This is a genomic window from Sunxiuqinia dokdonensis (genome assembly GCF_001270965.1).
GTDB lineage: Bacteria > Bacteroidota > Bacteroidia > Bacteroidales > Prolixibacteraceae > Sunxiuqinia > Sunxiuqinia dokdonensis.
In genome coordinates, this window is sequence record NZ_LGIA01000171.1 from 108,559 (window position 1) to 119,544 (window position 10,986).

At 45.3% G+C, this 10,986-nt stretch carries 9 protein-coding genes; 4 read left to right on the plus strand and 5 right to left on the minus strand.

The window, feature by feature from the left end; all coding sequences use genetic code 11:
- The first annotated feature begins 26 nt into the window (after positions 1-26).
- The 4 genes from NC99_RS14435 (at position 27) to NC99_RS14450 (ending at position 5,962) form a co-directional block, all read left to right on the plus strand.
- Entirely contained in the window at positions 27-1,772 is a 1,746-nt protein-coding gene (locus NC99_RS14435; protein ID WP_082326500.1) for a S41 family peptidase, read from the plus strand.
- A gap of 206 nt (positions 1,773-1,978) precedes the next feature.
- The gene (locus tag NC99_RS14440) at positions 1,979-2,620 is read left to right on the plus strand and encodes a hypothetical protein (protein ID WP_053185000.1); all 642 of its coding nucleotides are present in this window, start codon (positions 1,979-1,981) and stop codon (positions 2,618-2,620) included.
- A gap of 342 nt (positions 2,621-2,962) precedes the next feature.
- Positions 2,963-4,528 (plus strand): HU family DNA-binding protein, encoded by a 1,566-nt coding sequence (locus tag NC99_RS22770; protein ID WP_053185003.1) that lies wholly within the window; start codon positions 2,963-2,965, stop codon positions 4,526-4,528.
- 15 nt (positions 4,529-4,543) lie between these two features.
- Positions 4,544-5,962, plus strand: coding sequence for an agmatine deiminase family protein (locus NC99_RS14450; protein ID WP_053185006.1), 1,419 nt, complete (start codon positions 4,544-4,546; stop codon positions 5,960-5,962).
- Between the two features lie 157 nt (positions 5,963-6,119).
- On the opposite strand, the gene NC99_RS14455 is transcribed toward NC99_RS14450, so the two are convergent.
- The 5 genes from NC99_RS14455 to NC99_RS14475 all read right to left on the minus strand — a co-directional run.
- Positions 6,120-6,890 carry a phosphate ABC transporter ATP-binding protein gene (locus tag NC99_RS14455; RefSeq protein WP_157624917.1) on the minus strand — a complete coding sequence of 257 codons (771 nt, stop codon included), beginning with the start codon at positions 6,888-6,890 and terminating at the stop codon, positions 6,120-6,122.
- 64 nt (positions 6,891-6,954) lie between these two features.
- Positions 6,955-7,809 (minus strand): PstA family ABC transporter permease, encoded by an 855-nt coding sequence (locus NC99_RS14460; RefSeq protein ID WP_053185013.1) that lies wholly within the window; start codon positions 7,807-7,809, stop codon positions 6,955-6,957.
- Positions 7,806-8,693, minus strand: a complete 888-nt coding sequence (gene pstC, locus NC99_RS14465; protein WP_053185016.1) for a phosphate ABC transporter permease subunit PstC — start codon at positions 8,691-8,693, stop codon at positions 7,806-7,808. The genes NC99_RS14460 and pstC overlap by 4 nt, the downstream gene beginning before the upstream one ends.
- A gap of 82 nt (positions 8,694-8,775) precedes the next feature.
- Positions 8,776-9,714 (minus strand): PstS family phosphate ABC transporter substrate-binding protein, encoded by a 939-nt coding sequence (locus tag NC99_RS14470; RefSeq protein ID WP_239684460.1) that lies wholly within the window; start codon positions 9,712-9,714, stop codon positions 8,776-8,778.
- A 22-nt stretch (positions 9,715-9,736) separates the two neighbouring features.
- The coding region (locus NC99_RS14475; protein ID WP_157624919.1) for an alginate export family protein at positions 9,737-10,986 on the minus strand (1,250 nt) is incomplete at its 5' end.

Consider the following 10,986-nt stretch of genomic DNA (forward strand, 5'->3'; position numbering starts at 1 on the left):
GTCGTTTGTCATTAAAAGAAGTCAGAATGAAATACAACAGAAAACAGAAAACAGGATTTTCAATCGTTGCCGGATTGTTGGTGGTGCTATTGATATTCACCGGATTCAACCGCGATGAAAAACTATTCCTGGTCGACAAGAATCTGGATATTTACTATACACTGGTACGGGAACTCAACCTTTTTTACGTTGACGATATCAACCCCACCGATTTGGTAAAGACCAGTATTGACGAAATGCTCGAATCGCTCGACCCATACACGACCTATATTCCTGAGTCGGACATGGAAGATTTCAAATTCATGACTACGGGCGAATATGCCGGCATTGGCGCTATGATCTCCAAGCATGGAGACCAGGTGGTTATTTCGGAACCCTATGAAGGATTTCCGGCGCAGAAGTCAGGTTTAAAGGCTGGAGATGTTTTGTTGGAAGTAGCAGGAAAATCGACCACGAACATGTCGGTGGAAGATGTGAGCAACCTGCTTAAAGGACCTGCCAACAAGGTCGTCGATGTCAAGATTGAACGTCCGGGACAAAAGAAAAACCTGGAGCTTGCCATTGTTCGTGAGAAAATACAGATTGATGCTGTGCCGTACTACGGCATGTTGGACGATGAAACCGGCTACATCCGTTTGTCGAACTTTACAAACAACTGTGCCAGCCAGGTAAAAAAAGCATTTGTTGAGCTAAAAGAACAACACGATGCAAAAAAACTGATTTTGGACTTGCGTTCCAACCCGGGCGGCCTGTTAATGGAGTCGGTTGAAATCGTGAATCTCTTCGTTCCAAAAGGTTCGGAGGTGGTGAGCACCAAAGGCAAAGTGAAACAGTGGGATAAAACCTACACGGCCACCGAAAATCCCATTGACACCGTCATGCCCATGGCTGTTTTGGTCAACCAGGGATCTGCCTCAGCCTCCGAAATTGTTGCCGGCGCCCTGCAAGACCTCGACCGGGCTGTTATTGTTGGCACGCGTACCTTTGGAAAAGGCCTGGTTCAAACGACCCGCGACCTGAGCTATAACACTAAACTGAAAGTAACCACCGCCAAATATTACATTCCGAGCGGGCGCTGTATTCAGGCCCTCGATTACTCACACCGCAACGAAGACGGAAGTGTTGGCAACGTCCCCGACTCGCTGATCAGTGAATTTACCACAAAAAAAGGGCGCAAGGTTTACGATGGCGGTGGCATTGTTCCAGATCTTAAAATTGACCTGGATCGTTTGAGCAGCCTGAGCATCAATCTTGCCCGCCAGTTTATGTTCTTCGATTTTGCCACCCAGTTTGCCAATGAGCATGAATCGATCGCTGCTGCCGAAGAATTTAAGATCGACGATGCCATTTTTAACGACTTTAAAACTTTTGTCAAAGAACGCGGTTTTTCCTACCAGTCAGAAACGGAGAAAGTTTATCAAGAGCTAATGGAAACGGCCAAACAAGAAAAATACTTTGATGTGGCCGAGCAAGAATTTGAACAGTTAAAAGTGAAAATCGGACACGAGCTGGATCAGGATTTTGAGTCGTTTAAAGATGAGCTAAAAGAAATGCTGACCGATGAAATCGTCACCCGCTATTATTACCAGCGCGGAGCTATAAAATCAGCCATTCAGGATGACAAGGGTATTGAGAAAGCCAAAGAGACGCTAAAGGATCCCAATGCCTTCAGCTCTGTTTTTACCAAAGGAAAGATCATTTCATCCAACCTCATCGTCCAGCCCGACAACGACTGGGTCCTCCGTCCCAGCCTGGAGCTGCACGAGGCTTAGCGAATTCTTCACGACAAGCAAATTCCCATACAAGGTACCATGATATTGAACCCCCTGCAGCGCCTGTTGCAGGGGTTTTTCTTTTCAAGACTTTCGCTAAAAGTTATTTCACACCGATTTGGCAAAAAAATACAGTCATGCCACAATCATCAATAAAAATAAATTTATCTTTATCGCGATTTTTATGAAAACCAAAAAAAACAACTATGACAAAATTCTATCTGAGCTTATTAGTCAGCTTCCTGACCTTGTCAGTAGCAGCGCAAACACATTTGTATGAAAACCCGGCGTTTGATAAAATCGCGAAGGAACATCAAATGATCGCCGTCGTACCTTTTGATGCCACAGTTTCTTTACGCCCCAAACAAATGAAAGACATTTCGCCTGAACAGTTGCAGCGCATGGAGCAATCCGAAGGCGAAAGTGTACAAATGGCCATGTATTCCTGGTTTTTGAAAAGAGAAAAAAGGGAACAGCTAACTGTAAAAGTACAGGACACCAATACAACGAATGCGCTACTGAAAAAGAACGGAATCACTTACGAAAACCTGACGGAATACACACCTGAAGAACTCGCAAAACTGCTTGAGGTTGATGCGGTTGTATCAGGTAAGTTTGAAACCAGCAAACCCATGTCCGAGGGAGCATCGATCGCCTTGGGCGCATTGATTGGCTTTTGGGGAAGCACCAATAAAGCTGTACTGAATATGTTTATTCACAATGCCGCCGACGGACAATTGCTAATCAATTACAACAAAGGGGTGAGCGGATCCGTGGGCAGTAGCACCGAAGATTTAATCAATATTCTTTTACGAAAAGCATCACGCAGAATTGCCTATACAAAATAAGTTGGGCACAAGAAGAGCTTTAAGAAGGGCCCTCCACGGCCCTTTTTATGCTTTCACTCAATCTCGGGGTGGCTCATCTCATCAAACATCCCAAATGGCCAAAACAATGCTCCGGGCGGTTTTAAATCAATGCCCACTTTTTTTAAAATCAATCTCCTTTGCGAGCCTTCTTCCCACCACAGTCTCGTTAACCAGGAAACTTTGCAGCCAACTTGCTTATCATGAATCCAATAGCTGTTCCTGTAAAAACTTCGTAAACCAAAAGGAGTTTTAGGTGCTTTAGTATTTTATTATAACTTTACCCACAACCTTGGACTGAATATGAACTAAAAACGTAAGGGGATGAAAAAAGTATTACTTCTTTTTTTTGTACTGGCAATTATTCATGCTGAAGCCCAAACACAGCGTGGGCAACGACGAAATCTGCCCATCAGGGAAGGCGGCCAAACAATTGATGCCGGACAGATTCCGGAAAAAATGCGCACGGGCGGCAGTCATGACGGAAATGATCATCAAAACGACACCCGGAGAATAGCAGACCTTAAAAAATTAGCCGATGAACTGGTCAACGCAGTCACTTTTGATGACATTGTGTGGCAGAACAAAGACGCAAAATTGACCAAAGTTGATGCCGGAAATGCCCTGAATGCGCATGTCACGGATCCGGAAGATGCAGACGGAGATGGCTACGGCGATGTTGTGCAAAAAGGAGTGAACCCACTTCATGAAGGATCTGAAGCTGCAGGTGAAAACCCGCTTTTTCAGGAAGGAACGCAAAATCCGGGAAACGATGGCAGCAGAACACCCCCCGTGCAACAAGCCACAGGAGATTTAAAAGAACTATATCCCCCCGGAAATAAGGGAAATGGCAGCCGTTTTTCGAGCTTCGACGAAATTGAGTTTTTCGCATGGCAAAACTTGAGCGGTGAAACTGCGCATGGAAATTATGCTATTGAAATTACGAAAGTGGGAACTGACGGGCAGGCGCAACACACATTTGTTGGCACAAGCCTGAGCAAAACGGGCCGAAATCCTCAAACCGGAAAAGAAATAAAAATGAGGACCGTCAAAGTCGCAAAGTTTAAGGCCGGACAAGCGTTGGCCGACCTTGTTAAACGCACCGGAAACCCCAATCAGGAGGGCCCTGCCGGGGCTTCCACCAGCGGTCGTTACTACTGGATTGTGAGAGAAACTACGACGGGGATTTCATCAAAACCAAGCTATTTTTCAATTTCAGAAGAAAAAAATAACCAAACTGGCTACGACGAAAAATCGGCTATGCTAATCGTAAAAATTGATGAAACGGCCCTAAGAAATACCAATACTTCAATCGACAACAGCAAGGATGCACAAACGCTAAAATCAGACAAAAGACTTGATATTCGGGCGTTGAGAGCAAATGATGCCCGGCATGGATTAGGAGCAAGGCACCACGATGCACGGATTAAGAATGCAAAGGCCACTGATGCTCGAATCAAGGATGTGCGGATGTCGGATGTGCGGAAAAATGAGCTTCGTGCAACAACCAAAGTTGACGAACGCCATCAAGGCCTCATCAGAAATCGAACGGAACCGACCAATAAACCAATCGAGATTACCGAGGAAAGCTTTAAAATAGCTCCCCAACATGGCCTCGATACAAAATATGCAAGGATTCAGAATGGCCAAACAGTGCAGATTTCGAAAAGCAACGTACAGCTAATTGCTCCCTTCCTGCCAAATCCGCATGGAAGTACCATCAACTATCGCTGGATTGTCAGAAACAAAAAACAGAATAGCGAAGCGTCGTTTCAAGGCACCAGCATTCAGTACCAATTCGATAATGAAGGAATTTATGAAATTGAAATCACACCAGTAGTGGAACAAAAAAGCCTGGATTCCTATCATGTCACCCTTATTTGCATCTAAGCGCGTTGTGGCTTTATGAGTTTAAAATCTGGCTTATTGCTGCTTTTACTCTTCCCGTTCTGTGTGGCTAGCCCACAGGTTTCAAACCCGAGGCATCCGGCAGAATGGGAAGAAATTCGTGGTGTCGTTATGGGGTTTCGCTATTTTAAGAATCCGAATGTGAGCTGGGATGAAGCCTTCGATCCGTTTATAAAAACAGCCCGGGCTTGTATTGACGAAGGCATTGATTTTTACATTGTTGAACTGCCGGAAAGTCAAAGCAAAAACCCAGTCCCAATTCGCTTAGACACCGTTTTCAGCAATCGAAACATTGATTCGCCATTGGTCCATATTATTACAATCGATTCACTTTCAAATACCTTACCCTGGGTTCGCGATCATGGCATGTACCAAATTTATCAAAATGAGGTTGGTGATCGGCTTTTTTTCAATTTCCCTGACGACCAAACAGGCCGATTTATGGCCAAATTCCTCGATATTCCATCGGAAATCATTCACTCCGAAATGGCAGACAACTATTATACGGATGGTGGAAATTTTTTAACCGATGGGCATGGAACATTCAACATCGCCGCAACCAATACCTCTGAGAAGTTGCCTGCCGGATTGCTTGAGGAATATGACTATTTCTACCAAAATTTTGGCATTAAAAAGACACTGAATCTATCAACTTCGTTTGTCCATGTTGATTATTTCATCAAATTGATCGATGAGGAAACCGCCCTGATCGCTTATATTCCGAACAGCAATTACGACATTTCCATCGATGAGTTTTACGACGACCAACATGCCATTGATCAAGCAGTCATTTCAATTTCACAACAGCTCGAATCGGCTTACGGACGAGAAATAAAATTCGTTCCGATACAAAACGCACCCACCTCCTATGACCGGGATACAAAAATCGTCTTAAATACTTCAAAGGCAACTTACATTAATTCGATCATCATCAACAAAACGGTTTTGGTGCCCCAATATGATGTGAAATTGTATGATGAACGGGCGCTCGAGGCCTATCGAAAAGCGATGCCCGGATACAACATTGTTGGGGTAGCTTGCCGACAATATGCCCATTTGGCAGGAGCCATTCACTGTTTAACCCACGAAATTTATGCTGATAACCCAATCTATGTCAGGCACAAGTGGCTTCAAGGAAAGCTGTCACATCATCCGGGCGGCTATCCGGTCAATGTCATAGCCAAATCATCCGATGGAATTCAAACCGTTAATTTGCATTGGCGGGCAAACGAACAAGGGGAATTCAGTTCAGTTCCGATGGTATCGACCAAAAACGACCAATTTCAGGCGACTATTCCAGCAGCAAAAAGCGGCACCCCAATTGACTATTATATTGAAATTCAGAATAATAATGGCAAGCGCATACATAAACCACAGGTTGCACCAACGGACTCTTACAGCTTTTCAATCCAATAATAATTCTCCCGAAAATATTCCAGCCCAACGGTTCCAGTCAAAATTGCAAATCGGATCATTAAGATGAAAATATCACGATAACCGCTAAAACGAAATTTGGATGTTGTGGCTGCCAACCGCATATGCCAGCATCCAACCCAATACTGATTTCCAAACCTCAATTTCCATCAATCAAGTATTTTTTCAGGATCTCCGTCTGCGGATTTTTCAGGATGTCATCGGGGTGCCCTTGCTCAATAATGTCGCCATAATACATAAATACAACATGGTCGGCCAAACGAACCGCCTGCCGCAAAACGTGAGTGACCAGAATGATGGTGTAATGCTCCTTTAGCTCTTTAAAGAGATTTTCAATAGTCTTGGTCGAGATGGGATCCAATGCTGATGTCGGTTCGTCGGCTAGGATAATGGTGGGTTTTACGGCCAAGCCACGCGCCAGACAAAGGCGCTGTTGCTGACCGATGGACAGACTGTTGGCCGGATTATTCAGGCGGTCTTTCACCTCGTCCCACAAGCCCACCCGTTTCAGGTTCGACTCCACACTGTGAGCAATCAGTTTTTTGTTGCGGACTCCCTTCAGCTTTAAACCATAGGACACATTTTTGTAGATTGAAACGGGCAGGGGAAACGGACGTTGGGACAACAAGCCCATCTTTTGCCGCATGATGGGGAGATCTTGTGACGCTTTCAGGATATCTTTCCCATCAATCAACACCTCGCCACCGACGATCAGCTCTTTGTGCAAATCTGTTAAACGGTTTAAACTCTTGAGCAAAGTGGTTTTACCGCAGCCTGATGGCCCCAACAGAACCACAATCTTATTCCGTGGGATATCCAAATTAATACTTTTCAGGATTTCACCTTCGTGGGTTTTTACACTTAATCCTTTGATCTGGATAATTGGTTTTTCGATGTCCGCCTTGCTCATCTTCAATTTTGATTTTGTGTATGCATTTGTCTGCTTGAATAGCTTTTCTGTAAACATCGTCGTTCTATTTAATTATATTTCTTGAATACCGTTTAGACAACAGTCGTGCGGAAACACTGATAACCAGAATAAAGATGGTCAAAACGACTGCCGCAGCGTAGGCTCGTTGCCGAACTTCCTCAATCGGAGAACTAAGCTGAAAGAAGATCGCCAGCGGAAGCGTGGCTACCGGCTCATCAAGGCTGATAGGAATATTGTCAGTGTAGCCACCCGTAAAAAGGACGGAAGCTGCATCGCCAATTCCACGGCCAAAAGCCAATAACAAAGCCGTGATGAAGCCCGCAAATCCTTGTTTGAACAAAACTTTCAACGCAGTTTCGGTACGGGTTGATCCCAGCGAGAAAGAAGCCTCCTGCAACTCCACCGGAATGGTTTTCAGCACTTCATCAAAAGCCCGCACCAGGATCGGGGTAATTAGTAATGCAACGGTAATGATCCCGGCCAACAGCGAGGCATTCAAGCCAAAAAACAGCATGACTGCGAAGCCAAAAGCTCCGTAAACAATGGATGGAATGCCCCACAGCGCATCCAGCAGATAGCGGATGGTATTTTGCACCCGTTTCATCCTGATCAGCTGTACGTTGATAAACAAAGCTGCCGGCAGCCCGATAAAGACAGCCAGGACCGTGGCGCCAACCGAAAGGTAGAATGAGCCAATAATCGCGTTGAGTATCCCTCCTTCGCCTCCAAAATAATAGCCTCCCTTGGGTAGTTTTAAAATGGTATCCCACGACAAGGCGCCAATCCCTTTGTTGAACACCACAAAAAGGAGGAACAGCAAAATAGCAATGACCGAATAGGCTGCCAGGAAAGAGATGACCTTGAAAATTTGCTCTTCGATGGTTTTCCACTTTCTCATGACTGCTCAGTTTTATGGATGAAATACCTGAAAAAAAGGTTGATGACCAAAATGATCACAAACAGCAACAAGGCGGCAAACATCAGTGCCGAATCATAATCAGGAATTGACATCATTTCGCCGTAGTTGTTGGCAATCAGGGCCGGCAGCGGATAACCCGGACTGAAAGGTGACACAGAAATGTCGAGGGTATTACCAACCACCATTAGCACGGCTATGGTTTCACCAAAAGCTTTGGCAATACCCAGTCCGAAAGCAGAGATGATTCCCGGAAAGCCCTTTTTGAAGATGACATGTTTCACCATTTCCCAATGGGTTGCCCCCAGCGATAACGAAGCTTCCTTCATACCTACAGGAATGGTATGGAACACTTCGATCAGCATGTTCAACATGTAAGGAATGCACATGACTGCCAAAACAACACCTCCTGCAAGCAAGCTGTAACCGGAACTGCTGGTTCCGAAAAACGGGGCCACATAATCTGAAACGGCAGGAACGATGACCAGTACGCCCCATACTCCGTAAACAACCGACGGGATGCCTGCCAGGATATCGATGACAGGCAACATCACATTTAGCAGTCTTTTTTTGCCAAACTGAGTCAGGTACACCGCGGCAAACAAGCATAATGGAGCCGATAAGAAAAACGACAAAACAGTGACATAGGCCGAACTGTAAATAAAGGGCATGAATCCAAACTCACCTTTCATCGGAAACCATTTTGCTGATAGGATGAGCTCTGCAAACGAATGGTTTGCCAATAGTGGAGCGGCTTTCCAGTAAAGGCCAATGGCAATAAGGGCGGGGATGGACAATAGTAAATACAGTCCTCCCCGCATCCATATCGTAACAATAAGGTCTGTCAGTCGTCTGCTTCTGTTCATTTTATAGGTTCATTTTAATATTCCTTCATCTGACTTTTTCCCGCAATCAACCAATCCAAAGTATATGCTCGTTTCGATGGGCTTAATTTATTTTGGATACCTGTTTTTCCAGTTTTGACTTTGCCAGGGGCACATAGCCAGCTTCCGGTACAAAAGCTTGTCCATTGGTGACCACCCACTTCAAAAAGTCGATGGTAGCTTGTTTCTGCGGTTTACCTTTTGACACCAGGTACAACTCGCGGGCTGGTGGCGAGGGGAATTGCCCTTCGGCAATGGCAGCCAGTATTTCATCAAATTTGCTGTAGAATGCCTCGTCAGCATCAATCTTCCCGTTTTCGTTTACATCAATCGGGATTACCTCAATTCCCGGGTTTTTATTTCCTGTTTTAATATCGTACAGGTAAATGGTGTTGTTAAACCCGATTCCTTTTTCATCTTTCACAACTGCATCTGCCAATCCCGGATCACCAAACACGCCCACGCCTTTCAGGTCCTCCTGTTTACCACCAAGGTAGGCAGCCCAGGTCCCGGCAGCGCCACAGGCATCGGAACGGGTAAAAACGTTAATCGCCAGGTCGATTTCAATCCCGGAAATTTGGTTCCAGTTGGTAATTTCACCCGCAATAAAAATTTTGCGAAACTCATCGCGGGTAAGCCCACGTGCGTGAATGACGCTCAGCACCGGACTGTTCGCATTAATGGTCGGGATGACAGCATCTTTGGTTACGCCCAACCACCAAACACCTTTGTCAATCTCTTCCTGAACAATCTCGCGCGAGAACATGCCCAGGTCAACCGTACCCGACAACGCGTCGGCCATGCCCTTGCCCGCCCCACCGGCAGAAATATTGAACCGGATTCCGGGGTTTTCTTTCTGGTACTCTTCACTCCACTTGATGACGAGTGGATACAATGCAAATGCACCCGACAGGCTGATAGTTTGTTCTTTCTTTTGTCCTGACGAACAGGCTGAAAAAACAACGGCGACGGCCAACAACAAGGATAAGTTCTTGATCTTCACGCCTTCTATTTTTTGATTGTTTTTAATTTTTGAAAAGTGATGGGCTGACGGTCAGCTGCACGTATAAAAAATGCGAGAATTTATCATCGTCAATTCCCTGAATCGTTTTTAGCGAGCAGGTGGGCAGATAGAATAAATAGCCACTTTCAAGTGCTCCCCAGCTGGCAAATTGGTGTTTCAGCACCAGGTCGTTCTCATACCCCAAATTTCGATCATTTGGTGTCGTTGGGTTGGTTTGTGCCAATTGATAATAATGACTGGTATTCTTCAAGCTCGTATTCTTTGTAAACTTGTGATCGAAGAAGAAATAATAATCAACCAAACCACCTTGATTGGTGTGTGAATCAAAACTTCGGAAATAGTCTATTCCTCCAAAAAAGCGATGGCGGGCACCATACAGGACATCAAAAAGATGATCAGTTTGCTGACTGCTACCAGTTTTGCTGTTTCCCGAAAGATAGCTCAACCCAATCCCAGGTGATAATTTCCCCAGTTTGTATTTCGACTCAGCATCAAACAGGACAGCACTTACGTTTTTCCCCGATTGGTTTTTCCCGAACTGGTAATAGATGTTTGCCGACAGGCTCAAATTTCCTTTTTCATAGGTTGAATAAATACCGGTCGTTTGACGGAAATACAACGTATTTTCAGTTTCAGATTTTGTCACAGCCGAAGCTACGTGTGACAGGGTCAAACTCCAGCTCACGGACAGACTGCTTTGAGCCCAGATATAACTCAATGACTTAATCTGCGTGGGATCGAAAAAGTTGTCGGACGTATTTTCACCTGTCGAGTTCCAACTGGTTCCCAGGTGGAACTCCCGGTTTTCAGCCTGCCATCTATAAACGATGGCATCGTAAGCTATTCCGTTCTGGTTCCAATTACGCGCTCCTAAAATTCGCTGGTTGTCGTAAACCAATTGCTGGCGCCCTACCGAAAGCCAGCCCGCGGTTCCTGTCCGAATCTCAACAAAAGCTTCGAAAAGCTCAAGCGACGCGTAGTCGCCAAGTACGCCGGTAGAGCTGGTCAATTGTTCGTCTCCCCACACCCTGACATCTTGTGTCGTAAATTTCACCTTTAGCCCTTCTGTTTCATAGTTGAATGACACGCGTGTCCGTTGTGAAATAAAAGCGGCGGGTGCAGCTCCTTCTGCTGCGAGTTTGCGGTAACCATCGCGCAGTTCGAACCGATTCCGAAACTGCCCATCGACTTTAAATTGGGCGAAAACAGGAGTTGAAATCGTCATGCCAACAAGTAGGAAACAGCTTGTTC

Excerpts from the sequence above, each read along its gene's own strand:
- NC99_RS14435 (WP_082326500.1), top strand. The coding sequence starts at position 27 with ATGAAATACAACAGAAAACAGAAAACAGGATTTTCAATCGTTGCCGGA.
- NC99_RS14440 (WP_053185000.1), top strand. The coding sequence starts at position 1,979 with ATGACAAAATTCTATCTGAGCTTATTAGTCAGCTTCCTGACCTTGTCA.
- NC99_RS22770 (WP_053185003.1), top strand. The coding sequence starts at position 2,963 with ATGAAAAAAGTATTACTTCTTTTTTTTGTACTGGCAATTATTCATGCT.
- NC99_RS14450 (WP_053185006.1), top strand. The coding sequence starts at position 4,544 with ATGAGTTTAAAATCTGGCTTATTGCTGCTTTTACTCTTCCCGTTCTGT.
- NC99_RS14455 (WP_157624917.1), bottom strand. The coding sequence starts at position 6,890 with ATGAGCAAGGCGGACATCGAAAAACCAATTATCCAGATCAAAGGATTA.
- NC99_RS14460 (WP_053185013.1), bottom strand. The coding sequence starts at position 7,809 with ATGAGAAAGTGGAAAACCATCGAAGAGCAAATTTTCAAGGTCATCTCT.
- pstC (WP_053185016.1), bottom strand. The coding sequence starts at position 8,693 with ATGAACAGAAGCAGACGACTGACAGACCTTATTGTTACGATATGGATG.